Source organism: Neobacillus vireti (genome assembly GCF_036962465.1).
In the GTDB taxonomy this organism is placed as follows: Bacteria; Bacillota; Bacilli; order Bacillales; family Cytobacillaceae; genus Neobacillus; species Neobacillus vireti_B.
Window position 1 is genome coordinate 1 of the sequence record NZ_JBALNF010000032.1, and the last position, 26,411, is coordinate 26,411.

18 protein-coding genes are annotated in these 26,411 nt (G+C 39.7%); 14 read left to right on the forward strand and 4 right to left on the reverse strand.

Going from position 1 to position 26,411, the window contains the following annotated elements; translation table 11 throughout:
• Positions 1 to 174: 174 nt before the first annotated feature.
• The 6 genes from V7077_RS14855 to hutH all read left to right on the forward strand — a co-directional run bounded on the left by V7077_RS14855 (position 175) and on the right by hutH (position 8,964).
• Positions 175 to 1,692 carry a helix-turn-helix domain-containing protein gene (locus V7077_RS14855; protein WP_335503091.1) on the forward strand — a complete coding sequence of 506 codons (1,518 nt, stop codon included), beginning with the start codon at positions 175 to 177 and terminating at the stop codon, positions 1,690 to 1,692.
• 203 nt (positions 1,693 to 1,895) lie between these two features.
• Positions 1,896 to 3,569: a urocanate hydratase gene (gene hutU, locus V7077_RS14860; RefSeq protein ID WP_335503094.1), complete on the forward strand. Its 1,674-nt coding sequence runs from the start codon at positions 1,896 to 1,898 to the stop codon at positions 3,567 to 3,569.
• A gap of 21 nt (positions 3,570 to 3,590) precedes the next feature.
• Positions 3,591 to 4,886 (forward strand): imidazolonepropionase, encoded by a 1,296-nt coding sequence (gene hutI / locus V7077_RS14865; RefSeq protein ID WP_335503097.1) that lies wholly within the window; start codon positions 3,591 to 3,593, stop codon positions 4,884 to 4,886.
• Positions 4,858 to 5,850 (forward strand): agmatinase family protein, encoded by a 993-nt coding sequence (locus V7077_RS14870; RefSeq protein WP_335503100.1) that lies wholly within the window; start codon positions 4,858 to 4,860, stop codon positions 5,848 to 5,850. Before hutI ends, V7077_RS14870 begins: the two co-directional genes overlap by 29 nt.
• Before the next feature lie 128 nt (positions 5,851 to 5,978).
• Positions 5,979 to 7,355, forward strand: coding sequence for an MFS transporter (locus V7077_RS14875; RefSeq protein ID WP_335503103.1), 1,377 nt, complete (start codon positions 5,979 to 5,981; stop codon positions 7,353 to 7,355).
• A gap of 49 nt (positions 7,356 to 7,404) precedes the next feature.
• Complete coding sequence (gene hutH, locus V7077_RS14880) at positions 7,405 to 8,964, forward strand: histidine ammonia-lyase (RefSeq protein ID WP_335503107.1); 1,560 nt, start codon at positions 7,405 to 7,407, stop codon at positions 8,962 to 8,964.
• 86 nt (positions 8,965 to 9,050) lie between these two features.
• Here hutH and V7077_RS14885 read toward each other — a convergent pair whose 3' ends face one another.
• Positions 9,051 to 9,956 carry an AraC family transcriptional regulator gene (locus V7077_RS14885; RefSeq protein ID WP_335503111.1) on the reverse strand — a complete coding sequence of 302 codons (906 nt, stop codon included), beginning with the start codon at positions 9,954 to 9,956 and terminating at the stop codon, positions 9,051 to 9,053.
• Between the two features lie 254 nt (positions 9,957 to 10,210).
• On the opposite strand from V7077_RS14885, the gene V7077_RS14890 reads away from it, so the two are divergent.
• On the forward strand, positions 10,211 to 12,334 hold the full coding sequence (locus tag V7077_RS14890; protein ID WP_335503114.1) for a glycoside hydrolase family 3 protein: 2,124 nt from the start codon (positions 10,211 to 10,213) through the stop codon (positions 12,332 to 12,334).
• Between the two features lie 331 nt (positions 12,335 to 12,665).
• Here V7077_RS14890 and V7077_RS14895 read toward each other — a convergent pair whose 3' ends face one another.
• Both V7077_RS14895 and V7077_RS14900 read right to left on the reverse strand, forming a co-directional pair.
• On the reverse strand, positions 12,666 to 13,352 hold the full coding sequence (locus V7077_RS14895; RefSeq protein WP_335503117.1) for a DUF2711 family protein: 687 nt from the start codon (positions 13,350 to 13,352) through the stop codon (positions 12,666 to 12,668).
• A 338-nt stretch (positions 13,353 to 13,690) separates the two neighbouring features.
• A complete protein-coding gene (locus tag V7077_RS14900) occupies positions 13,691 to 15,052 on the reverse strand; it encodes a sigma-54 interaction domain-containing protein (RefSeq protein WP_335503120.1) in 1,362 nt (453 codons plus the stop codon).
• Between the two features lie 386 nt (positions 15,053 to 15,438).
• On the opposite strand from V7077_RS14900, the gene V7077_RS14905 reads away from it, so the two are divergent.
• The 6 genes from V7077_RS14905 to V7077_RS14930 all read left to right on the forward strand — a co-directional run bounded on the left by V7077_RS14905 (position 15,439) and on the right by V7077_RS14930 (position 22,770).
• On the forward strand, positions 15,439 to 16,521 hold the full coding sequence (locus V7077_RS14905; RefSeq protein WP_335503123.1) for an aromatic ring-hydroxylating oxygenase subunit alpha: 1,083 nt from the start codon (positions 15,439 to 15,441) through the stop codon (positions 16,519 to 16,521).
• A complete protein-coding gene (locus tag V7077_RS14910) occupies positions 16,518 to 17,966 on the forward strand; it encodes an aldehyde dehydrogenase family protein (protein WP_335503127.1) in 1,449 nt (482 codons plus the stop codon). Before V7077_RS14905 ends, V7077_RS14910 begins: the two co-directional genes overlap by 4 nt.
• Entirely contained in the window at positions 17,966 to 19,048 is a 1,083-nt protein-coding gene (locus V7077_RS14915) for a tartrate dehydrogenase (RefSeq protein WP_335503130.1), read from the forward strand. Before V7077_RS14910 ends, V7077_RS14915 begins: the two co-directional genes overlap by 1 nt.
• 188 nt (positions 19,049 to 19,236) lie before the next feature.
• On the forward strand, positions 19,237 to 19,425 hold the full coding sequence (locus V7077_RS14920) for a DUF3311 domain-containing protein (RefSeq protein ID WP_335503132.1): 189 nt from the start codon (positions 19,237 to 19,239) through the stop codon (positions 19,423 to 19,425).
• Entirely contained in the window at positions 19,422 to 20,900 is a 1,479-nt protein-coding gene (locus V7077_RS14925; RefSeq protein WP_335503135.1) for a sodium:solute symporter family protein, read from the forward strand. The genes V7077_RS14920 and V7077_RS14925 overlap by 4 nt, the downstream gene beginning before the upstream one ends.
• A gap of 100 nt (positions 20,901 to 21,000) precedes the next feature.
• A complete protein-coding gene (locus V7077_RS14930; RefSeq protein WP_335503138.1) occupies positions 21,001 to 22,770 on the forward strand; it encodes a CocE/NonD family hydrolase in 1,770 nt (589 codons plus the stop codon).
• Positions 22,771 to 22,821: 51 nt separating this feature from the next.
• On the opposite strand, the gene V7077_RS14935 is transcribed toward V7077_RS14930, so the two are convergent.
• The gene (locus tag V7077_RS14935; protein WP_335503141.1) at positions 22,822 to 25,209 is read right to left on the reverse strand and encodes a M14 family zinc carboxypeptidase; all 2,388 of its coding nucleotides are present in this window, start codon (positions 25,207 to 25,209) and stop codon (positions 22,822 to 22,824) included.
• A gap of 248 nt (positions 25,210 to 25,457) precedes the next feature.
• On the opposite strand from V7077_RS14935, the gene ypfJ reads away from it, so the two are divergent.
• Entirely contained in the window at positions 25,458 to 26,288 is an 831-nt protein-coding gene (gene ypfJ / locus V7077_RS14940; protein ID WP_335503143.1) for a KPN_02809 family neutral zinc metallopeptidase, read from the forward strand.
• The last annotated feature ends 123 nt before the right edge of the window (positions 26,289 to 26,411 follow it).

Consider the following 26,411-nt stretch of genomic DNA (forward strand, 5'->3'; position numbering starts at 1 on the left):
TAGAAAATGATTCTATCCTATAGCAGCAATCCTTGTTGTTAGATTTCCCTGAATTTTAATATAATTAATCTAGCAAATAGTATAATGAAAGGCACTATAACGTTCCAAAAAGATATTGTAGAAACAGACTATTAATATCTTGGTGTATACTCACATCAGAAGGGGGGACAAAACATGGAAGGAAAATGGCTGATTGCCGATCGGGATTTAAACGAACGAGAAGGGTTGAAATGGCTGTTAAAAACGTCTTCGATTCCCGTTGCGAACATATTTTTAGCATCCAATTTTCAGGAGTTCCTTATTTTATTTGAACAAAAAAGCCCTGATATTGTCTTAATGGAACTTGACATGATTGCGAAAGAGGAATGGTCAACCTTCCGTGAATTGGTACAGATTTATGACCCCATATTGCTTCTGACAAGTGCAGAAGCAACATTTGAAAAAGCCAGATTAGCCATTGACTTGCAGGCACTTGATTTAATGATTAAGCCTTTTTCCACAGCCAAGGTAAAAACTGCTTATCAAAAGGCATCTAGGCGATTTGGCAAAAGTAAGCATGAACATGGAAGTTTACATACAGATTCCAATAAAGACATAACTTATGAATCTTTATTTATCTCGCAATCAAGTAATACTGAGAATTATAAACTATCGGCTTTTCAATCGGAAAATAAGGATATCGTTGGTACGCTTCATTTGTTTTTAGCTGAATACCCATTCAAAGACTTACACGGCATTTTCGCTTTAAGCGATCTGGTCATCCTATTGTTCAAGGAACACTGCCTTGATTTAAAGGAACAATGCCAAAAAGCAATTAGAAAGTGGGAAGAGGATTTTGCTGAATCACTGGCAATTGTCATCCATACGGGAAATTCCTCAGGCATGGCTCTCCATGAGAAGTATCTCCAAACTAGAAAAATTCTGGAGTTCACCTATTATAAGGGGTATCGGCAGCTCTTTGAGTTTAACTATTCTCAAGACTGGGAGTATATTGACCCATTTTTAACACCTCCGGAACAGAGAGATTGGATTGACATGCTGACAAACCTGCAGTTAGATAAAATTAAAAAATGGCTTTATGATGAATTTCTACAGCTTAAAGATCCGTACCCTGATCCAGGATTAGTAAGGATTCGGCTTACAAGTATCCTAGCCCAAATAAGAAGATTTATGAAGACGTACAATCTGATTGAGGACGAAAGTTATGAAAGGGAATATCGGTATATTTTCAATTCGATTCTTTACGATACCGTTCTTTACCGCACAGTTCAAAATCTAATTTTATTTATTCAAAAGATCGGTGTCGGTGCTGAGGAGAGTTCAAGGAATTTTAAACAGGATCCCATTGACCGAGGGATCGCGTTTATGGAAGCAAATTTTGCTAAAAGTGATTTGAAGCTCGAGGATGTTGCACAATATGTGGATCGAAATCCGTCCTATTTCAGCCATTTGCTGATTTCAAAAACAGGCAAAGGTTTTACTGAGGCATTATCTGGAATCAGGATGAAAGATGCAAAACGGTTATTGCTAAAAACAAGCAAGCCCATCAAAGAAATCTCTTTGCTCGTCGGCTACCACAATGCCAACTATTTTAGCAGAATCTTTAAGGAAATGACCGGGATTTCCCCAAGAGAATTCAGACAAACAAAAGCACATCAAATAAAGGAGGATTTGACTCAGTCACTGGACTGAGTCAATTTTTTTAGTAAAGGAATTAAAATATCAAAAAAATGCTATTTTTCTTGATAAATTATCTATTTCTTCTATTCTTATTTATAGGACAAGCATCCTTTCCATAAAAATTATCACTTTTCTATTCTCTTGTTGATTTTTTTAAAAAGACTGACATTTTAGAATTGTATGTATAGAAAACTTATTCCAGGAGAGTGGATTTAGTGGAAACGAATACAGCTGGCAAAAGAGTCATTACAAATTATAAAGGTACTGAATTACATGCTAAGGGCTGGATTCAAGAGGCAGCACTTCGCATGCTGCTAAATAACCTTGATCAAGAGGTTGCAGAAAGACCTGAAGACTTAGTGGTATACGGTGGTATTGGTAAGGCAGCCCGCAACTGGGAGTCTTTTGATGTAATCGTGAAAACTCTTTTAACATTAGAGGATGATGAAACGTTATTAATTCAATCCGGTAAACCAGTGGTCGTTTGGAAATCTCATAAGGACGCTCCACGTGTATTACTGGCTAACTCAAACTTAGTACCGGCTTGGGCGAATTGGGAGCATTTCCATGAGCTCGACAAAAAAGGGCTAATGATGTACGGACAAATGACTGCTGGCAGCTGGATTTATATCGGAAGCCAAGGAATTGTTCAGGGAACATATGAAACATTTGCTGAGCTTGCCCGTCAGGAATTTGGCGGATCATTAAAACATACCATTACATTAACAGCTGGACTAGGTGGAATGGGCGGTGCCCAGCCATTAGCGGTAACCATGAACGGTGGTGTATGTATTGCGATTGATGTAGATCAATCGAGAATTGACCGCAGGATTGAAACCCGATATCTTGATGTTAAAACAAACGATTTAGATGAAGCGCTAAAATGGGCATTCGAGGCGAAAAACGAAGGAAACGGTTTATCCATTGGTCTATTAGGGAACGCAGCTGAAATTTTACCGCTCATGATTGAAAGGGGTTTCAACCCTGATGTGTTAACAGATCAGACTTCTGCTCACGACCCATTGAATGGATATATACCAGCAGGCTATTCATTGGAGGAAGCGGCAGAATTAAGAAAGGCAGATACTAAGAAATACTTACAGCTTTCAAAACAAAGCATGGCCGTCCATGTAAAAGCAATGTTAACCATGCAGCAAAAAGGTGCCGTAACGTTTGACTATGGTAACAACATTCGTCAAGTGGCTAAGGATGAAGGCGTAGAAAATGCCTTTGATTTCCCTGGCTTCGTTCCAGCATACATTCGTCCATTGTTCTGTGAAGGAAAAGGTCCATTCCGTTGGGCAGCCTTATCAGGAGATCCTGAAGATATCCGTAAAATTGATAAAGCATTACTGCGTGAATTTAAAGAAGACGAGCATCTTTGCAAGTGGATAAAAATGGCACAGGAAAGAATCGATTTCCAAGGACTCCCTGCCCGAATTTGCTGGTTAGGATATGGGGACCGTGCACGTTTTGGTAAAGTCATTAACGATATGGTTGCATCAGGAGAGGTTTCAGCTCCGATTGTAATTGGCCGTGACCACCTAGATGCAGGTTCTGTTGCCTCACCAAACCGTGAAACAGAAGCGATGAAAGACGGCAGTGATGCAGTTTCTGACTGGCCAATCTTAAATGCGATGATCAATGCTGTCGGAGGTGCCAGCTGGGTTTCTCTTCACCACGGCGGAGGTGTAGGTATGGGTTATTCACAGCATTCCGGCATGGTTATTGTTGCAGACGGAACGGAAGAAGCGGAAATACGTCTGCAAAGAGTATTAACAACTGACCCTGGCATGGGCGTAGTCCGTCACGCGGATGCAGGCTATGAGTTAGCTATCATAGCTGCAAGAGAAAAAGGAATCAACATGCCAATGCTGCCACGAGATTAAGATTGAGAGGATGAGAGGCAAATGACTGCACTTTTTATCAGAAATGCTTCTCAGCTCGTCACCTTACAGGGGAGCTCACATGCCCCCCTTGTTAAGGAGGCGATGTCTGAGCTTGCTATTATTGAGAACGGAAGTATATGGATCGAAGACGGAGTCATCCAGGCTGTTGGCAAGGATGAAGAGCTTGCTGCGAGGTATGAAGGATGTCTGAATGAAGCGCAAGTGATTGATGCGAGCGGAAAACTCGTGACACCGGGACTTGTTGATCCACATACACATCTTGTGTTTGCAGGCAGCAGGGAAAATGAGTTTAATATGCGGCTGCATGGTGCCTCCTATATGGAAATCATGAATAGTGGCGGTGGAATCCACGCGACAACGAGGGCAACCCAAGCTGCGACAAATGAAGAGCTTTTTAAGGAAAGCTATGAACGATTAAATCAATTTCTCCTTCATGGTGTGACAACGGTTGAAGCGAAAAGCGGCTACGGGATGGAATGGGAAACGGAATTGAAACAGCTTAAAGTAGCGAAGGAACTAAATGAAAAGCATGTGATCGATGTGGTTCCTACCTTTATGGGCGCTCATGCTGTACCAAAAGAATATAAAGAAAATCCGGAGGCATTCATCGATCTACTGATTGGAGAAATGATTCCAAAGGTAGCGGAACTGGGGCTAGCGGAATTTAATGATGTTTTCTGTGAACATGGCGTTTTCACACCGGAGCAATCCAAGCGAATTCTGGAAGCCGGTAAGCGCTACGGTTTGATTCCGAAAATCCATGCAGACGAAATTGAGTCCTATGAAGGAGCAGAACTTGCTGCACAAATTGGAGCTATTTCGGCTGATCACCTCTTAAAAGCTTCCGAACAAGGGATGAATGCAATGGCTGAAAAAGGTGTTGTCGGCGTATTACTTCCAGGGACAGCTTACTTCCTAATGGCTGAGTCGGCGAACGGAAGAAAAATGATAGACTTAGGAGTACCAGTGGCGCTCTCCACTGATTGTAACCCAGGTTCATCCCCAACGGTTTCTCTGCCATTTATTATGAATCTAGGCTGTTTGAAAATGGGAATGACGCCTGCCGAGGTTATTACGGCTGCGACGATTAATGCCGCACATGCCATCAACCGCGGGAAAGAGATTGGCAGTTTAGAAGTTGGTAAAAAAGGTGACGTCACCATTTTTAATGTCAAGAACTATATGAAGCTTCAATATTCCTATGGGGTGAATCATATCGATACCGTTGTAAAAAATGGCCAGGTGGTTGTAAGAGGAGGGCATTTTATTGAAAAGCTTTCTTTTTCCAAAAATTAATCCGCCGAGTTTTACATGGGTAAGGCCGGAGCCTGGTAGGGCTTCAAAGGTTCATGAATGGATTCAGCCTATATCAAATGAGTATGATCCAAAGAATTGCAAAGCCGCTGATTTTGTCATAGTAGGGGTCCCGCTCTCCCGGTCATCAATCAGTGCATCAGGTGCATCTGAATTTCCAGACTTTTTCAGACGAGCCTGGAAGGGCTTCTCTACGTATAATCTAGATGAGGATATTGACTTATCCGATCGAACGGCATTGGATGTCGGAGATGTTCCAATGCATGTAACAGATATTAAAACATGCCATGATAATATTATCGTGGCTTCCGCGGCACTTCATCGCCATTTCCAAACATCAACGATTTGCGCGATTGGCGGTGATCATTCGATTACCGCGATGATGGTAAAAGGGCAGCAACAGGCGAGGCCAAATGAAAAAATTGGTATTCTACAGTTTGATACACACTTCGATTTACGAGACATGGCAGATAACGGGCCATCAAACGGAACACCAATGCGCAATTTGATCGAAAGTGGCGTGGTTGAAGGCAAGAACATGTACAACATCGGTCTTCATGGATTTTTTAATACAAAGGATCTCAAGAAATATGCTGATCAAAATGGAGTTAACTATATAACACTTCGAAATGCCAGAAAGAAAGGTATTGAAGTAACTGTTCTCCATTGTTTAGAAGAGTTAGCTTCAAAAGTTGATACAATTTATTTAACAGTTGATATGGATGTACTTGATATCGCTAATGCTCCAGGGGTGCCGGCCTCAACCCCGGGAGGTATGACAACTGCCGAACTGCTGGAAGGGGTACTAGCAGCTGGGCGTCACCCAAAGGTAAAAGCAATGGATATAGTCTGTCTGGATCCATTAAAGGATTCCCATGTCCAACCAACAGTGAAACTTGGTACGCATGTAATTTTAACCTTCCTTACCGGCGTAATGCTGCGGTAAGGATGTTTTTTCCTCATAGACGGGCAGCACCTATACACCAAAAATAAGGGAGAAGAAAATTGAATAGAAGGAAAGTAGCTTTTAAAAATTCCGAATAATTAAAAAATGTGCAAAAAGGGGATAATTAAGTGAGTAGACAAAAATTAATTTTGATGGACGATGCACCTTTAAATATGTTTCATATACGAATCACCGCATTGACATTTGGTTCTAATTTTTCGGATGGATATGCTCTTGGAATTATAGGAATGGCCCTTTCCCTTCTTGGACCACAAATGAAACTGGGGCCATTATGGAACGGATTGTTAGGATCATCAGCTCTGATTGGCCTGTTCTTTGGAAGTCTTATACTCGGAGGTCTTTCGGATAAAATCGGCAGGCAAAAAATTTATCTTACCAACTTTGTCATCATTACTGTGGCGTCTGCACTTCAATTTTTTGTTCAGGACCCTGTAACCCTTTTTGTGCTTCGTTTGCTGATTGGCTTTGCTTTAGGCGGGGACTATGCGGTAGGGTCTACGCTCCTTGCGGAATTTGCGCCAAAAAAGTATCGTGGCGTGTTGCTATCATCTTTAAATGTTCTTTGGACGGTTGGTTATGTGATTTCTAATCTTGTTGGTTACTATCTAGGTAAGAGTGGTTCAGACTCCTGGCGTTGGATGCTCGTTAGTGCAGCGGTACCAGCTGTAATTGTTCTAATTCTGCGAATCGGTACTCCAGAATCGCCACGCTGGCTTTTAAAAATGGGGCGTAAAGATGAAGCGCAGAAAATTATAAAAAAACATATCGGCCCATCGATCATTATGGATGAAAATGTCAGTGCAGGTGACCAATCTACTTATCGTATGAAGGACCTATTCAATAAACAGCTATGGAGGCGTACTGCTTTTGGTGGTTTGTTTTATGTATGCCAGGTCATTCCCTATTTTGCTATTTACACATTTTTGCCAACTATTCTTGAAAAAATGGGCTTTACTGAAACGTTTGCAGTGGATATGTTTTTAAATCTATTCCTTCTTGTCGGTGCTATTGCTGGGTTATGGTGTACAGAAAAGCTTTCTCGAAGAGGATTTACCATCTATACTTTCGTCATTTTAACCATTACACTATTCCTTCTAAGTGTGCTGCCTGCCGGATCATATACCAGTTCGATTATTATCTTTTCAATTTTTACATTTGTAATGTCTGCAGCTTCCAATCTGACATTGGTCTATCCAGCTGAACTATTTCCCACTGAAATTCGCGGTACGGGAGTAGGCGTTGTAACAGCCATAAGCCGTGTCGGTTCTGCAATTGGCACATTTTTATTACCAGTTAGTGTAAGCTCTTTCGGCCTAGCTCCTTCCATTATTGGAATGTCGTTTGTTCTGCTAATTGGTACGATCGTTTCAATCGCTTGGGCACCTGAAACAAAATCTCTAGCCTTAAATGATGCAAGCAATCCGATTCCGGATGATAAAAAGAATGGACAGGACCAGATACTCTCTAGGAACGTAAATAGTTAAGGAAATACTTTATTATTTCAAAACCCTTTAATGAAAGGCAGGTTTAAGTATGACGATCATTCAGACCTTAACGCACCCAAGGGATATTATGAAAGTAACATTGGGTAAAAGTGATATCTCCTTGAATGAAATCATTGCAGTCGCAAGATATAATGCTGAAGTCTTTCTATCAGAAGAATATAGAGAGCGAATTCTGTCTTCAAGAAAAGTAATAGAGAGATTTATAAGTGAAGAGAGAGCCATATATGGTGTGACAACGGGTTTTGGAAGTAATATATCCGAGAGTATTTCTTCTAAGGATACAGAGATCCTGCAGCAGAATATCATCAGATCACATGCGGTATCTGTAGGTGAACCTCTAGAGGAGGAGGCTGTTAGAGCCATCCAGCTAATGATGCTTATAAATTTAGGACAAGGTTTTTCGGGTGTTCGCTTAGAGGTTTTGGAACTTTTAGTATCGATTTTAAATAAAGGTGTTTTACCATTTGCTCCTGGAGAAGGTTCTGTCGGCTATTTATCACCCGAAGCACATATGGCATTAGTTTTAACGGGTGAAGGTAAAGCGTGGTTTCAGGGTGAACTGTTTCAAGGCGGAGAGGCATTAAAGAGGGCCAAGTTGTATCCACTGACATTAAGCAGTAAGGAAGGCTTGGCTTTAACTAGTGGAACAACCTCAGTCACTGCATTAGCCGCTCTAGCCCTCTATAACGGCATACAGGCAATAAAGACGGCGGATGTAGCCGGTGCCATGTCATTGGAAGCTCTCAAAGGGACCATAAAAGCCTTTGACCCTCGAATCCATGGGGTGAAAAAACACGAAGAACAGGCCAAAACAGCTGCAAATATTGTCAAGATTCTTCATGGGAGTGAAATTGCGGAAAAATACAGGGAATACAGACTACAGGATGCATTAAGCTTAAGATGTATTCCCCAGGTTCATGGGGCGATAAAGAAATCTTTTAAAGATGTGAAAAGCTCCATCCTAAATGAAGTCAACTCATCTAGTGATAATCCGATTATCCTTGTAGAAGACGAGGGCACTGCCTTGATGGGGGGCAATTTCGACGGTTCGTATGTAGGAATAAGCGCTGACTATATGGCGATTGCATTGGCCAATCTGGCAAAGATTAGTGAGAGAAGAATAGACCGGTTACTAAACCATCATGTGAGTGAACTACCCAGCTTCCTAGTTGCGAATCCAGGTTTGAACAGCGGTTATATGATTCTTCAATATACAGCAGCAGGTTTATTAAATGAGATTAGAACATTGTCTCACCCTGCAACCATTGATAATGTACCAACCTGTGCCAATCAAGAAGATCTGGTAAGTTTTGCGTATTTTGCCTCTAAAAAGGCTTGGCAAATTTCAAAGAAAGTGGAGTATATCCTTGCGATAGAAATCCTTGCTGCTACACAAGCTTTAGAATTTCATAAGCCATTAAAACCATCGGAAGCAACGTGCGCAGTTTATGACTTAGTAAGATGCAAAGTCCCCGCTTTAACAGAAGACCGATACTTCTATCCTGATATTCAAAGTTTGTACGAACTACTGCATGAAGGAGAAATACTAGAGTGTGTTGAAATGTTAATAGGAGAAATTGAATGGTAAGAAAAAACTTTTTTCTCTCGAAATCTAAAGCGGTGACAACAACCAAACCAAGGGATTTTCCCTTGGTTTTTTGCTCAGGAAGCTGACTATTTATATTCTTTTTGTAAATTTTTTGGAGAAAGATTGTACTCTTTTTTAAAGAGCCTGTAAAAACTCGAATAGTCAGGAAAACCACATTTCATGGCAATCGTCTCAATAGAGAACTCATTTTGTTTAATCAAAGTGACAGAATAGGACAGACGCTTTAATGATACATAACGGTAAAAGGGCAGGTTCATGTTCTTTTTGAAATAATGAGAAAAATAGTATTTATTCAAATGGAAATGATTAGAAACCTTTTCTAAACTTAAATCCGGCTCCGTTAAGTGTAGCTCTATGTAGTCTAGAATAGATACAAACCTCTGATCTACTTGATCTTTAATGCTCAGGTTTGCCAAACTGCCTTCAGGATTAAAGATTTTTTGGAGTGCTTGAAATAATAAGTAATGCAGCGTAAAAGAGAAATTCTCTTCATCATTCTTAATTCTATTAATAATGTCATGAAATAAAGAAATCACTTCTTGGAAGTATTTTGAATGGAGGTGTAACACATATGAACCGTGCGTTTTTTGATAAACTATATTCTCTTTTAACGATGGTGAACTGGAGGAAAAGTCCTCCATAATATGTCCGCTGATGTGAAGAATGATGCGTTCATATTGATTAATATCTTTAACATTAGCCTCATGTACTGCATAGGGAGGAATTACCACAATATCACCTCTTTTTAGGAAATAGGTTTTTCCCTCACAGAAAAATTTACATTCCCCTCCTAAAAATAAAAGGAACTCATACACATCATGGCTGTGCAGGTGAAACAAAGTCTCTAATTGGGAGAATTTCTCCGCTGATTCGTTATATTTCTTAAGCCGATCTTCGGAGTAATATTTTTTGTTGAAGTAATAAATCTCAAAATCTTTCCCCATGACGGGAATAAAAACAGATTGCTTCATGAGGTCCTCCTTGCATATAGCAACATTTACAATAATTCTAGCAATTAATGCTATATATTTTAAGCTTTTTATTGATATTCTATAACTGCAAGCGGTAACATTCATTTTTTAAAGCAATTTTTTTAAAATAAACTGCTTACAAAATAAATGGATATACCCACAATTGAGCACCCTATCGTATGAAATAGTAAAGATAAATCAAAAGATACATTTAGAGCAGCTTTTTAGGGTGAACAGGATTAGGAGGCATTAAAGTGGAATCTAACCATAAACAACCAAATTTAGAGGTCAGAGTCAAGAATATCATTGAAGTTGATGGATTAAAATTTAAAGATTTGAATAATAGCGGGAAACTAGAACCATATAAGGACTGGCGTTTAAGCCCGAAAGAACGTGCGGAGAACCTAGTTTCATTGATGAATATCGATGAAAAAGTCGGTATGATGCTGATTAATAGCCGTCAAATGGGACTTACTCAAAAAGATAAGAGTAAGACAAGCCATGATGGCGTGCTAGATGAAGGGATTGTTGAAAAGGGCGAAACCATTTTTGCTTTGGAAAAGGTTTATGGCACAACGCATACGATCGAAAACATGCATTTGCGCCACTTCATCCTCCGAGATAACTGGAGTCCAGCTCAAATGGCTGAGTGGGTCAATACGATGAATGAATTATGTGAGGGAACACGTCTTGGAATCCCTTGCTTAATCGCATCTAATTCAAGAAACGAAAATACTGAATTCATTTTTGGGATGAATGATGCCGCTGGGATCTTTTCGACTTGGCCTGGAACTTTAGGGCTTGCAGCCGCAGCTAAAGGGGAAATCAAAAATGGCGGTGATGCCTCTCTTATCAGCCAATTTGCTGAAATAGCACATGATGAGTGGGATGCGGTCGGAATCAGAAAAGGTTATATGTATATGGCCGATACAGCCACAGATCCTAGATGGCAGCGTACGTATGGTACATTTGGGGAAGATCCAGAATTTATCTCTGATGCAATCGGCCGGATTATCGACGGATTCCAAGGTGAAACTGTAGGGAAACATAGTATTGCGATGACAACCAAACACTTCCCTGGCGGCGGTGCAAGGGAAAATGGATTCGATCCGCATTATGCAGAAGGAAAGTGGAACTTATACCCAACCCCAGGAAGCTTAGAAAAATATCACCTGCCACCGTTCCAAGCAGCTGTAGACCATGGCACTTCATCGATTATGCCATATTATTCGATTCCAAGTATCAAGAAAAGCGTGGTTCAAGAATTTGAAGGGAATGACATTCCATTCGAAGAAGTAGGCTTTACATTTAATCATTATTTTATTAATCATATCCTTAGAGAAAGACTCGGATTTAAAGGCTATGTAAATAGTGATAGCGGCGTCACAAGCAAAATGTGCTGGGGTGTTGAAGACAAGAGTGAGGCTGAGCGTTTTGCTAAGGCTGTTAACGCAGGTACAGACCTTGTCGCTGATACTAATGACATTAAGAACCTTAAAAAGGCAATTGAAAAAGGCTGGATTAGTGAAAAACGTATTAATGAAGCCAATGTAAGACTTCTTACTGAGATGTTTGCTTTGGGATTATTCGATGATCGTACTTATGTTTCACCAGAGAATGCTACTTCTGTTATTAATAATCCAACTAGCTGGGAAGCAGCATATGAAGCTCATAAAAAATCAGTAACCGTTCTTAAAAATTCTAACCAGACATTGCCTTTAACAGCTGAAAAGCTTGGAGATAAGAAGGTTTATGTAGAAGTGTTCCATAAGGAACCAGAGCGGGCAGCTGCTTATACAGAAAAAGCAAGACAGGAATGTCAAGAGCTTGGTCAATTTACTTTGACAGATAATCATGAAGAAGCAGACTATGCTATTCTGTTCTTAAGTCCAAAATCAGGAGCTTATTTCAATGCAACTCCTGGACTGTTAGAACTTGAAATCTGCGAAGATAAAACAGAAACAGCTTTGGATGGGTCTACCTATCAAGAAACTACTTTAAGTGGAATGGACCATCTTAAAGAAGTGGCAGACAGTGTTCATGTCCGCGGTGGAAAGGTCATTATGAGTGTGAATGTCATTCTGCCATGGATCCTTGGGAATGTTGAACCTTTGGCAGATGTTCTAATGGCTGGTTACGATACCTACTATAAGGCACAATATGAGGTAATCGCAGGCAATAGCCGTCCAGTAGGTGTCTTACCGTTGACATTGCCAGCCAGCGAAGCCGTGATTGCAGTTGATGAAGAGGGTAATTGTGTGTCAAGAAATGACGTACCAGGTTATGACAAGGACAAGTATATGCCAGAAGGAATGACATATGCGTATCAGGATAGTGATGGTAATGTTTATAAACTTGGTCATGGATTAACTTATTAATATTCTTTAATTCGTAATTAAAAAGGGGCTGCCTCTTCGGGTTAGCCGTTCTCTTTTGGAGTACCCGCAGGTATAAAAACACATATAAAAACAGCTAAAATAGCAGAGTAATTCGCATAAGAATTCACTCTGCTATTTAGTTGACTTGATAAGGTTTATGACAATCTTCATACCAAAATTAACATTGTAAATAGAAGGTGAATTAGCAGAAGCATAATTTTTATTATGCTCCTGCTAATTGCACTGCAAATAGACTTGCTAATTGATAACTAAAAAAACGACAGTTTCCCTGTCGTCATTAAAATTTCTTATAAACATAGCACCCGTTAGCTTAATAAGCTTGTGAATACCAGTTTATATATGTGTCTTTATCGCATACTATCGTTTCACAATTTATTACTTTAACAATTTCTTCAATGTTTTCATCTTTAGCCATCAGAATTGTAATAAATGAGTCATAAACATTCATAAATGCAAAATCCATATTTTCATCAGTAATCATTAATTCTTTAAGTGATAGTTCACTAAAATCTAAAGGAGTAATGCACTTAGGATTTATAGTACCACTTTTATCAAGTATAGGGTCTGAATAACTTAGTTGATTTGCCCCTTTTGATTCAAGAACATTTATTAAGTCAGTGATTAGAAATATGGATGTAAAATCCTCATTGGGATAATACAGGTCATCTTTAATACTGGAAAGCAATCTCTCCGCTAAATCCTTCCTAGCATATTGTTTTCTCAACGCCCCGATAGACGTTTTGAGTGCAATAGCAAGTTCCCCGAGGGATGTTAAACCACTTTCGTGTAACATTGTCTTCCAGCTTACTGGTTTACCATATTCTAAAATGTCTTTATCTGAAGGATATATATGTTCGTCATCGTTCTTACGATTATTTTTTCCCCATCCCAAGGGCATTTTGACGAAAGGGTGAAGTAAAATTACTGCCGATTTAAACTTGTTTGGTAATTGGTTTAATATTGGTGACTTATCATTTAACCAAATGTAATCCAGCAAAGAAAAACCGCCTTTCAAAAGGGTTATTAGCAATTAACTCAATTATAATTAATGAATAATAACTTTGCTTTAATGAATTATTGCTTCCTTAACTTATCTGCTCCGTTAGTGCAATAAGGTTTATTTCTAATTTCACAATACAACCCCTCTTAATAATGATAAAAGCAGTGCGATTTCGTGTGTGAAATCCACTGCTTTTATACTTGTTTTTATATATGCGTTTTCCTATGTGGGTACTCCAAAAGAGAACGGCTTACTCTTCGGGCAGCCCTTTTTTTAGATTTATAAAAAAACTTGGCTCAAATTTTGAGCAAGGCCTCTTTGATTTGTCAGTCTCATTAGCTTTCCTCTATACTATCACAGTATTGGCTAATCAATTTCACTGCCCTCGTTTGGCTAATATTTAAGTCATTTGCCACTTTTCTTGAGCTTTTATGTTTTTTATAGGATTGATTAACGAGTGTCTTCTTCACATGCTCGATTGCTTCATCAAGATTAGAAGGGAGAAGATGCTGTGTTTGAGGCTTAATCTTACTTATGATTAAATCAGGTAAATCACTTTTCTGAATGATTGAATCGCTAGTGACCACCAGTCTCTCCATAAGATTTTCAAGCTGGCGGATGTTTCCCGGCCAGGAATACCAATAAAATAAATCCAAGCATTGTTGAGAGATAATTTTATTCATTTCATATGTTTTATTAAATTTATATAAGAAATTATAGGTTAACGGAATAATATCCTCTCTCCGCTCCCGAAGCGGCGGCAGATGGATATCGATAATGTTGAGTCGATAAAATAAATCCTCACGAAACTGATTTTTGCGTACCATTTCAACTAAATCCCGATTGGTTGCTGCGATAATCCTAACATCCACTTTCTTCATCTTATGGCCACCGATCGAAAGAAACTGCTTTTCTTGAATGACTTGTAGAAGTTTTGCCTGAAGCGATAAGGGCATTTCACCAATTTCATCAAGAAATAATGTGCCTTGATCTGCTATTTCAAGCAGGCCCTTTTTACCGTTCTTGCTTGCCCCAGTAAATGCCCCCTCTGTATATCCAAACAGTTCTGATTCGAGCAAGTCTTCGGGTAATGCAGCACAGTTTATTGTTAAAAAAGTTTTGCTGGCCCGTTTACTGATGTTATGGATGTAATGAGCTAATACTCCTTTTCCAGTACCTGATTCTCCTTGGATTAAGATAGTTGAATCAACTTTTGCAATTTTTTCGCATACCTTTAAAATGTTTTTCATCTTTTCACAATTTGTGATGGGAGTGGTGCTATTAAGGGTGTCAGAAGGTGGATTTTCTTCTTTCTCGGTTTGGATACTTTTATAGTTTTGCAGTTCCTGTGAGGTAGTCACCACAAATTCTATTTCATCTTTTTCATTTAAAATGGGAACCGCTGTCGTTAACAACTCTGCGCCTAAATAAGTGGTCATCTTAATAGTAACTGTCTTTTTTTCCTTGAACACTAATGGAACAATAGAGGGTTTCCAATATCCTTTTTCATAGAGTTCTGCGTTTTTTTTTCCTACCACATCTTCCGGCTTTAAACCATAATGTCTTTCACATACACCATTAACATAAATAACACGCTGCTCAGAATCCAGCACAAATATCTCATCTGAAGAAAAGTCGAGGATTTTTTTTAATGTCTCAACTGTGATTTCAAAAGGGCTTTGCGTTTCAGATACCATTTCATTCTCTCTCCTTGCAGAATGAGTTGTTTTCGGTTCGTGTGAGTTGAAATCAACTCGTTTTTCCATCGGATTTCTAAAAATTTTTAAAACAAATGGATGTTTTTCTTACTTATTCAATGTTTATAGATATTGGCATGATACTTGCAATATATAAAAGTGAATGTCGCTAGACATGGATGAGGGAACTCACCTGAGTTAATTAAACAAGATATTCATAATCTTGTAAACGTTTAATTTTTACTATTATCACAGTGCATTTGGGGATTTCAAAGGTGAATCAAACATGACTCATATTGTTAGTAAGGGGGAGATGCAACATTCAATAAAATTTTAATAAGTTACTAAACTGTTCAAAAACAGAAATTAAGAGGAGGAAAACCAGAATGGCATATAATGAGGTCCAAAATAAAACAAATCGAACTTTTGAAAGAACATTAACTTATGATTTATATACAGATCCAAAAGTGTATGAGCAAGAAATGAAGGATGTATTCGCTAAATCTTGGCAAGTGGTTGGCCATGTAAGTCAGTTAGAAAAACCAGGGCAATTTTTTACGATCGACGTAGCGGGTGAGCCAATTATTGTTACCCGTGGTATGGACGAAGTCATTCGTGCGTTTTATAATGTTTGCCCTCACCGTGCAACAAAGCTTGAAAAAAATGAGGCTGGCCAAAAGAAAATTCTTCAATGCGGATATCACGGCTGGACATTCCATTTAAATGGTTCTTTAAACAAAGCCCCAAACTTTACTGGTGAAGATGCTCATTGTGTTGGGGACCGCTGTCTAAGACCGGTCAAAATGGAAATCCTGGAGTCTTTAATCTTTGTTAACCTTGATGATGATGCAAAATCTTTAAGTGAAACATATGGTGATTTCTTTGAACGTTTAGGCAAGTTTCCATTTCTAGGCGAGTTAAAAAGAGTTAGTCAAAAAACTCGTGTCATTAAAGCAAACTGGAAAGCATTCATTGACAACTATTTGGAGTGTGATCACTGTCATGTTGCACATCCTAGCTTTGTTGCCACTCTAGATATGAAAAACTATCAAATTGTGACGTGTCAAAACTATTCTGTACAGGGTTCGGTTGTGAAGCCGGATAAAACAATGGGAACAACAGATTTGAATGAGGCAGAAATGCAGGGCGGAGAATTTTATTGGTTATGGCCTAACCTAATGGTAACGATATATCCAGGTCCCGGAAATATGGCAACCATTCAAATGGTTCCGATTGACGAGGAAACTACCTTAGGGGTGTACACCTACTATTTTAGAGATGAAAATTTGACGCAAGAAGAAAAAGATTTAGTTACGTTTGCTGAACAAGTAAGGCAGGAAGATGTTGAATTAGTAGAATTAGAGCAAATTGGATTCCGTTCCCGGGCCTTTAACAAAGGAGTATATTCCAAATCGGAAAAGGCAATTGTTCAATTTCATGAAATGGTATTGGAGGCGTTAGGTCGATGACAAATGTGAAGACTGTAGAAAAAAAGCATTTATTTATCAATGGCGAGGAAGTAAAGACCACGGTTTATGCGCCTCTTTATTCCCCATATTCTGGAGAAGTAATTGCTGAAATTTCCATGGCAGATGAGCAGTTAACGAAAGAAGCAATTAAATCTGCTCAGAAGGCATTTCAAGTAATTTCAAAAATGCCAGCATTTGAACGGTCTGCGATTTTGGAAAAAGTGGTAGAATTATTGAAAGAAAGAGCAGACGAAGCGGCAAAAGTGATCGCAATGGAATCAGCAAAGCCGATTTCTTTTGCTAAAGGCGAAGTTGCAAGAACGATTGAAACCTATAAATTTGCAGCAGAGGAAGCAAAAAGAATCCATGGTGAAACGATACCCTTTGATGCGGCGCCAGGCGGAGTGGGGAGAATCGGTTATACCGTTCGCAAGCCCATTGGCGTTATTGGGGCAATTACACCGTTTAACTTTCCAATGAATCTAGTTGCCCACAAAGTAGGACCAGCGATTGCATCTGGGAATTCAATCGTGTTAAAACCGGCATTACAAACCCCTCTTTCCGCTTTATACATTGCTGATCTTTTTAAAGAAGCTGGATTACCAGACGGAATATTGAATGTGGTGACTGGTCCAGGTTCTGTTGTGGGGGAGGCAATAATAAAAGATGATCGAGTGCAAATGATTACCTTTACGGGAAGTCCCGCAGTTGGAATCGGGATCCGCAATAAAGCCGGTTTAAAGAAAACCACTTTAGAGCTTGGGTCAAATGCGGCGGTTATTTTAGATAAAGATACAAATATCGATGAAGTCATTGACCGTTGTATTATAGGTGCATTTTCAAACCAAGGGCAGGTTTGCATTTCCTTACAGCGTGTTTATGCCCATGAAGAGGTATATGATCAATATGTTGAGAAGTTAGTAGAAGCGGCCAAGAAATTAAAAATCGGAGATCCATTAGATCCGGAAACTTTCATTTCTTCGTTAATTTCAAAGAAAGAAACGGAACGTGCAATAAGCTGGATTGAAGAAGCAAAACAAAACGGGGCAGTGGTTTTGGCTGGAGGGAAACTAACTAAAGGAATCTTAGAGCCAACGGTAATTGTGAATGTCGATCCGCTCCTAAAAGTATCCTGCCAGGAGGTATTTGCTCCAGTTGTGATTGTTAATAAAGTAAAATCAGTTGAAGAAGCAATTGGATACGTAAACAATTCAAGATACGGTCTGCAGGCCGGTATATATACAAAAAATATCGATCATGCTCTATTAGCAAGTGAGATGCTCGAAGTAGGGGCTGTTATTATCAACGATATTCCAACTTTCCGAGTGGACCAAATGCCATATGGCGGTGTAAAAGAAAGTGGTACAGGTCGTGAAGGGATTAAATATGCAATTGAGGAAATGACAGAATTAAAATTAGTTGTCTGGACCAAAGGAGAAAAGTGATGAGTTCCTATAAAATTGCTGTAATTCCTGGAGATGGGATTGGACCTGAAGTTCTACAGGAAGGCATTAAAGTATTAAATAAAATTGCCGAATTGGATTCTTCGCTTCAATTCGAATACACCTATTTCCCGTGGGGCTGTGAGTATTACGCCAAGCATGGTGTAATGATGGATCCAGACGGTATGGAAAAACTAAAAAACTTTGATGCGATTTTTCTAGGTGCTGTTGGTTATCCGGGTGTACCGGATCATATCTCATTATGGGATTTACTATTAAAAATAAGAAAAGGCTTTGATCAGTATATTAATATCCGTCCAATAAAGTTAATTAAAGGTGCCGTATGTCCGTTGAAGGGTGTCAATGCTGATGATGTGGACATGCTGTTTATCCGTGAAAATAGTGAAGGTGAATATGCAGGGGCAGGGGATTGGTTATTTAAAGGCTCAGATAACGAAGTGGTATTGCAAACTGGGGTGTTTTCCCGTAAAGGTACAGAACGCGTTATCCGCTATGCGTTTGAAACGGCAAGGCGAGAAAGAAAATCGTTAACAAGTATTAGTAAGGGGAATGCCTTAAATTATTCAATGGTTTTTTGGGATCAGGTTTTTGAAGAGGTAAGCAAGGAGTATCCAGATGTAAAAATAGCATCCTATCTAGTGGACGCAGCGGCAATGCTTATGATTACCGATCCCAAGCGATTTGAAGTCGTAGTAACCTCTAATTTATTTGGAGATATTTTAACCGATTTAGGTGCAGCTTTGGCCGGGGGGATTGGGCTTGCTGCCGGGGCAAATATTAATCCGGAAAAATTATATCCTTCGATGTTTGAACCGATTCATGGATCTGCTCCCGATATTGCCGGAAAAGGTCTTGCCAATCCTTTAGCAACGATTTGGTCGGCCAGCCAGCTGCTCGACTTTCTTGGATACGATAAATACGGAAAATTAGTTCTCGACTCAATTGAGGAACTGCTTGTCGAGGCTAAGGTGTTAACACCAGATATGAAAGGAACTGCATCAACTTCGGAAGTTGGAGACCGTGCGGTTGAGATTATCCACTCACTTGTTTCATTAAAAGCCTAGTTAATAATAGGGCCTGATTGTTCGTTAGAGCCTAGTGTTATCCCCTTCTTACTTCTATTTGAGTGAGAAGGGGAAATCCGGAATAAACTATCTGAAAATAAAGTCAATTATTTTTTAGATAAATGAAAACGCCTACAAAGGATAGACTGAAACTCCTTTAAAATTCACATTAGAAGGGATTTTTGCTAATGAAGAAGTGGATTGCATTGCTTACCATCTTGCCAGCAATTGGGTCATTAACGGTTGTTAATAAAGTTGAACCTTATGTTTTGGGATTACCGTTTATTGTATTTTGGTCTACGTTATGGCTAATCCTGACATCGGTCTGTCTATTGGTATGTAACGTCATCTATGATCGAAAGGAGCAAAACAAATGAATAGCTCCATTTTTATCATTGGTTTAACGCTGGTCTTTGCTATTTACTTAGGAATAAGAGCGCGAAAAGGGCGGGAGATGAAGCTCGAACAGTGGGCGGTTGCTGAAAGAAATTTTGGTTCACTGATTATGTTTGTGTTAATGGCTGGAGAAATGTTTTCCACATTTGTTTTCTTAGGTGCAAGCGGTGGAGCCTACCGGATGGGGGGACCGACAATTTATGTCTTTTGTGCCCTTACCTATGTGATTCCTTTTTGGATCCTGCCTCCAATTTGGCGCTATGCTAAAAAAAACAATCTCATTACCCAATCAGATTTCTTTGCCCAAAAATATCAAAGTAAGAATTTAGGGTTACTTGTAGCAATAATCGGTGTTATTTCGATGGTCCCATATATTGTTTTACAGCTGAAAGGATTTCAGATTATTGTTTCTGAAGCCTCGTACGGAGCGATCCCTCCGAAAATAGCGGTTTGGATTGGCTTAATTGCAGTAACGATTTTCGTGTATATCTCTGGGATCCATGGTTCTGCATGGACAGCGGTTTTAAAAGATATTCTTATGCTTACTGTTATTCTATTTTTGGGATTCTATTTGCCATATCATTACTATGGTGGAATCCATCCAATGTTTGAGACTTTAGAGAAAGTAAAGCCGGGATTCCTTTTAATGCCTGATAAAGGGTTAAGTATTTCTTGGTATGTTTCTATCTGTATGACGATTGCATTGGGACAGTATATGTGGCCGCACTGCTTTGGCGCCAGCTTATCGTCGAAGAGTGAAACTGCCTTAAGAAAAAACACTGCGATTTTACCTTTATATCAAATCGTTCTTGTATTTATCCTATTTATTGGTTTTACAGCAGTACTGCAAATTCCAAATTTGGAAGGGACAGCTTCAGACCTCGCTTTGTTTAAAATTGCCAAAGAATCACTGCCTCCATGGTTTATTGGTGTGATTGGAGCGGCAGGATTACTTGCAGCTCTCATTCCTTGTTCGTTGTTGATTCTAACTGCATCAACAATTCTTTCGAAAAACATATTTAAACATTTTAAACCGAACACATCTGATCAGAAGCTGGCAAAATTAACGCGCATCTTTGTTCCGCTTATTGCATTAATTTCCTTGTTCTTTACATTTTATGGAGGGAATACAATGATCGCTCTGCTGACAATGGCATACAGCTTTGTTCTACAACTCTTCCCGCCGCTTGCTTTTAGTTTAATGAAGAAGAATCCAATTAGTAAAATTGGGGCTTCTATTGGGATGATTGTTGGAGTGGCAATTGTTGCATATCAAACCCTAGAAAGTACCACCATGGCCACAATGTTTCCAAGTGCACCGCATTTTATCCAGGATTTAGACATTGGTGTCGTTGCTATTACGGTCAATACTGTTGTTATGTTTGCCTTTAGCATATTTACAAAAAAGGTTTCTGTTATCCAAGAAGAACCAATCAGCCAAGCTAGTAATCTATAAAAACACAGCCGCAATCCCATGAAGTTTTCAGGCTTCATGGGATAGTATTTTGAGATAAATTTCATATTTACAATAAAAATATAGAAATTAGGGTGTTCATATGAATCAGTTTCAGATTCTTGTTGAAAAAAATGTACCATGTAAGATGAGAGATGGTGTTGTCCTTTATGCGGATATTTACCGTCCAAATAGGGAAGGAACCTTTCCGGTTCTATTGACCCGGCTTCCGTACAGTAAGGATTTGCCGCATTATTCGCATCGGTATCTTGACACAAACCGCCTTGTTGAAAATGGATTTGTGGTGATTATTCAAGACGTGAGAGGACGGTTTCAGTCGGCAGGGGAATTTCAATCGTTTAGACAGGAAGGAAATGATGGTTATGATACGGTGGAATGGGCTGCATCACTGCCGTATTCGACAGGGAAAGTTGGGATGTTTGGTATGTCTTATTATGGATATACCCAGCTGATGGCTGCATCGAAAAAGCCGCCGCACTTAGCTGCCATATTACCGGCGATGACATTGAATGACCAAAGAAACGGTGCTTTATACCGAAATGGTGTTTATCAGCTTGGATTTTCAGAAACCTGGACTCTTGAATCTATTGCCCCTGATTTATTGAAACGGAAATATAAAAATCCAGAGGAAAGAATGGAAGCATTAAAAAATCTTGGGGGTTATCTGGATGGATTGGCAGAACTTTACCACTTTGCCCCGATTAATCAGTGGCCGCCTTTAAAGGAACTTGGTGTTGCTGATTACTTTTTCGAGGAATTACACCATTCAATTGATGATGATGAGTACTGGAAGGAATCAAGTATTGCAGATAAGTATGAAGATTTGCAGGTTCCAGCTTTCCACTTAGGTGGCTGGTATGATTGTTTTATTGGTCCAACGTTAACCAATTACGTGGAAATGGCTAAAACTGGGAAGCGTCAAAAATTGATTGTCGGGCCATGGGGACATGGATATTTTTCCTCTGTACAAGGAGAGTGCTCCTTCGGTATCCAAGCTTCCGGGGAATCGATCAATTTAGAAGAGAACATTACGGATCTCCACATTAACTGGTTTAATCACTGGTTATTAGGGATAGAAAACAAAGTAATAACGGAGGCACCCGTTAAAATTTTTGTTATGGGAATTAATCGATGGCGGGATGAAATGGCATGGCCGCTTGAACGAACACAATATACTAATTTATATTTGCATAGCAAGGGCCATGCCAATACGAAACAGGGAGATGGTCATCTATCAGTAATAAAGCCTGAAGACGAACACATGGATACTTTTACATATGATCCAAAAGATCCTGTGCCGACGAAAGGAGGGGGGACATTATTTGCTGGTCCGCTGACAATGGGGCCATTTGACCAAGGTGAGATTGAAGAACGAGAGGATGTACTCGTTTATTCGACTGAACCATTAACTGAAGCCGTAGAAGTGACAGGGCCAGTGAAGGTGAAGTTATGGGCTGCAACAGATGCTAAGGATACAGATTTCACAGCAAAGCTTATAGATACGGCTCCCGATGGCAAAGCAATAAATTTAGCTGAAGGGATCGTCAATGCAAAGTACCGGAACGGATACTATCCTGAACAGGAATTAACCGGAGAAGTGGCTGAATATGAAATTGACCTTTGGGCAACTAGTAATGTGTTCCTTCTGGGCCATCGAATCACACTAGAAATTTCCTCAAGCAGCTTTCCGCAATACCTTCCTAATCCCAATACCGGAGGCTCCTTGATTGAGAGCAATCGAACAATAAAAGCAAAGCAAACCATTTATCACAACAAACAGTATCCTTCACACATTATTCTGCCAATTATTCCAGTGACAGAAAACAAGGATAGTACTGATAGGATTGGCTGAAAAGGGGAAATAGGCCTGGTTCATATGTTGAACCAGGCCTTCATCCTATTCTTATTTTTCAAAAATAGCATTGGATAATAGTCGGAATAAGTAATCGGTATGATCACGGAAACCTGCTTCCAATCCGATTAGGGTTACATCTTTAGCTTGCTCTTTCACAATGACAGCCTGTCCTTTGGCGGCAGTATTACCTGCCCAATGTCCTGCTAGGAAGAAATCATTAGAGCTTGCAAGGGTTGCAGCGACCTTATCATTGTCAGTCCCTGTGTACCAAACTGGTCGATAAACGAAGCCGAGGTCATCCGCAGCATAACCTGCAGTGAGACCACTTCCTTCATAATTGACCTTTACAATTCCATTGCTGTTAGAACCACCAGTATTAATGATATCATCCGTAAGCCCAAGTGTTTTGGTTGCTTTAGAAGCCCCGGCACCAACGGCTACGTATTTGCCGCCATTATTTACAAATGCAGTTATATTGGCCTTAAATGATTCAAGCTGTCCAGCGTTTTCGAAACCAAATTCCTTATTTGCAGCTGATAAGTTTGTAGAAATTAGACTTTCTGTTCCGCTGTAAACAAATACATCAAATCCTTTAAGACCTTGCTCTGCGGCTTGTACTGGTGTCACTTCAGTCACATCAAAGCCAAGACGCTTAAGGGCAAGTTTTGTTCCACTGTGAGATTGTTGTTTACCCATCCCTCCATCTTTAAGAATGGCTACCTTTAGGCTGGATAAATCTACGGCATCTGCAGGAATTTTATCTCTAGATTCAACTTTCAGGCCGGCTGCTTTTACAGCGGCTGAAATTTTATTAGCCGCCGCTTCAGTATAAAAGTTACCCTCTGTATCGCGCTTTACAGCTACCCCTTGCTTTAATAATGTGTTAACGAGATTAACAGCTTTCACGGAGCTGTTTGGTAGTAGGAATGGCCCCTTACCACTAAGAGAACCTTGTTCCGTAACCTGATTCACTTTTGTTGAGGTAACGTCAACCGGCATTTGTGTTGGTACGGCCTCAAATCCCCAAAGTTCTGGCAGACTCCATGCTGAAATATCATACATAGCTGGTGTATCATTTGTAATGTCTTCGCCATCCCAAAGCATTGTGTTAGCTAATCCTGCCTTAGCCTGATCCATTTGTACAATATAGGTTCCTTTAGGATATGTTTTTCCATCTGCAGTAAAATCTTTTGATGCCTGCACCACTTCAATATCATTATTCAGTAGATGATTAACGGCTTTATCTGTTACAGTTGGGTCCTTTTCATCAACTGGAAGGAGATAGGCTTTCGGGAAGAAGCCGTCCTGATGGAAAGGATGGTCAAAGGTAATGCCGCGTTTAAACATTTCAATTTGATCAGTAATCATTGCTTGTTTATTTTCAGTAGCAAATTTCAATGCACCCATGATGGCATCATACTGCCAGCGGACCCCATCCCAGTCGTTGGTCGGCGCTTCAAGTGTATGCCCATAGGCCCCGTGGTACATTGCATACATTGGAGTAAATATCGGCGGGTAGTCATCCCAGCCGGCAGTGTCATTACGCTGCGGAATATAGACACCTTCCATGCTCTTATAAAGATTGCCTTTAAAATTAGGATTATCTTTCATGATGTTTGCTTCCATTGCTTCAGCCTGCTTATAAGCCCATTTATTATATAAATCGTATTCATAATTAGGATTATGCGGCGGCGTACATGGTTCAATTAAACCTTGTCGGTTTGGTGCGTAATTTTTTACATATCCATGTGTATCTAAGAACACCATCGGATTCCATTCTTTAATCAGTGCAACTGTTTCCTGCGTTTCCGGCTGGGATTGGGTGATAAAATCACGGTTTAAGTCGATTCCTTCCCCGTTAAAACGGGTAGCATTGACACGGCCGTCAGGGTTTTGCACCACATTAAAAATAAGTATGTTGTTTGCTAAGATATTTTTGGTCTCTTGGTCATTCTGAGTAGCGAATCGTTCGATTAATTGAAGAACCGCGTCACTTCCTACAAACTCTGTTCCATGGATAGAGCCATTAACCATAATGGGCACTTTAAAATCGGGGTTAGCAGCAATCCAATCTTGTGCCTTGCCTGGATTTTTAAACATTTGTTTTCGTAAAGATTGTATTTTTCCAAACTTTCCTTGTGTGGTTGGATCAGCAATGGTTACAACATAAAGAGGGTTTCCATCTGCTGATTTTCCGCGGACTTCTACTTTCACACGGTTTGATTGTTTCGCAATAGTACTTAGTATTGTACCGATTTGCGAGAACTTTACAAAATCATAATTTTCACTATTAAACTTGCTACCATCTTGTTCCTCGTATGCATTCACATTCGTCCATTTTTGCCCCTCAGCAAAACCAGTCGTCCAAGGAATAGTAGCGACTAGACTGACAACCAACAAGCCGGCGGCCACTTTTTTCTGTTTGTTTTTCTTCACACTTACTAACCTCCTATTTATGTATATTTATTATTTTTTATGTATTGTATATACGTTATTATTCTATTATTTTATTCATGAAAATAACAACCTACTAATTTCCTGAATTTAGTAGTAATTGTAAATTAAGGTAGGACAATAGTAACAACTAGTAACAGAATGATTTCCAAAAATATTGATACTTTTAATCCTTCTAATTGGGTATAACACAGTAGGTAACCCGCTATCATTTTTAGGGAGGTAAAATCATGAAATGGAAGGGAAGACGGGAAAGTTCAAACATCGAAGATCGCAGGGGAATGGGTGGCAAAACAATCATTGGTGGAGGTATAGGCAGTATCATTATTGTGCTCCTCTTTACGCTTCTTGGCGGTAATCCAGGCAATTTAATCAATAATATGACAACAAGCAATGGGGCTGATTCAAATACTCCATACCAAGAATCAGCTCAAGAAAAGGAACAGGCAGATTTTGTTTCTGTTGTCCTGGCCGATACAGAAGATATATGGTCTGAAGAATTCAAGAAAAGAGGACTCACTTACGAAAATCCTAAGTTAGTTTTATACACAGGCAGTGTCCAGTCAGCCTGTGGATCAGCTAGTGCGGCAGTAGGCCCGTTTTACTGTCCGGGTGATCATAAGCTTTACATTGATTTAAGTTTTTATCAGGAACTGAAAGACAAATTCAAAGCACCAGGTGACTTTGCCATGGCGTACGTAATAGCCCATGAGGTTGGCCACCACGTTCAAACTCTGTTGCATTCGGGGGATCAGGTATCAGCAGCCGAGAAAAAAACAAATGATTTCTCTGTCCGATTTGAATTGCAGGCTGACTATTTAGCGGGCGTTTGGGCCCACTATGCGCAAGGAAAAGGTTATCTCGAAAAGGGTGACCTTGAAGAGGCTCTAAACGCAGCTAACGCTGTAGGTGATGATAATATCCAGAAGAAGGGACAGGGCTATGTAGTTCCGGAGAGTTTTACTCATGGAACCTCCGAGCAGCGGAAGCGCTGGTTTAATAAAGGCTTTAAAACCGGCACCATTGAAGGCGGAGACACCTTTAATACAGCAAATCTTTAAGAGTTAAAGGATAAAAAACAGAGGATGAATCCGGAATGCCAGAACATTCCTATGATTCATCCTCTTTTTAATAATTGGCTGTGTTAATGGTTATTGTTGATTTGCAGCGTTGATTGGAGCGGA

Coding starts and splice junctions, on each gene's coding strand:
- hutI (WP_335503097.1), top strand. CDS start 3,591: ATGACTGCACTTTTTATCAGAAATGCTTCTCAGCTCGTCACCTTACAG.
- V7077_RS14930 (WP_335503138.1), top strand. CDS start 21,001: ATGAATCAGTTTCAGATTCTTGTTGAAAAAAATGTACCATGTAAGATG.
- V7077_RS14885 (WP_335503111.1), bottom strand. CDS start 9,956: ATGAAGCAATCTGTTTTTATTCCCGTCATGGGGAAAGATTTTGAGATT.
- V7077_RS14855 (WP_335503091.1), top strand. CDS start 175: ATGGAAGGAAAATGGCTGATTGCCGATCGGGATTTAAACGAACGAGAA.
- V7077_RS14925 (WP_335503135.1), top strand. CDS start 19,422: ATGAATAGCTCCATTTTTATCATTGGTTTAACGCTGGTCTTTGCTATT.
- ypfJ (WP_335503143.1), top strand. CDS start 25,458: ATGAAATGGAAGGGAAGACGGGAAAGTTCAAACATCGAAGATCGCAGG.
- hutH (WP_335503107.1), top strand. CDS start 7,405: ATGACGATCATTCAGACCTTAACGCACCCAAGGGATATTATGAAAGTA.
- V7077_RS14915 (WP_335503130.1), top strand. CDS start 17,966: ATGAGTTCCTATAAAATTGCTGTAATTCCTGGAGATGGGATTGGACCT.
- V7077_RS14905 (WP_335503123.1), top strand. CDS start 15,439: ATGGCATATAATGAGGTCCAAAATAAAACAAATCGAACTTTTGAAAGA.
- V7077_RS14920 (WP_335503132.1), top strand. CDS start 19,237: ATGAAGAAGTGGATTGCATTGCTTACCATCTTGCCAGCAATTGGGTCA.
- V7077_RS14910 (WP_335503127.1), top strand. CDS start 16,518: ATGACAAATGTGAAGACTGTAGAAAAAAAGCATTTATTTATCAATGGC.
- V7077_RS14900 (WP_335503120.1), bottom strand. CDS start 15,052: ATGGTATCTGAAACGCAAAGCCCTTTTGAAATCACAGTTGAGACATTA.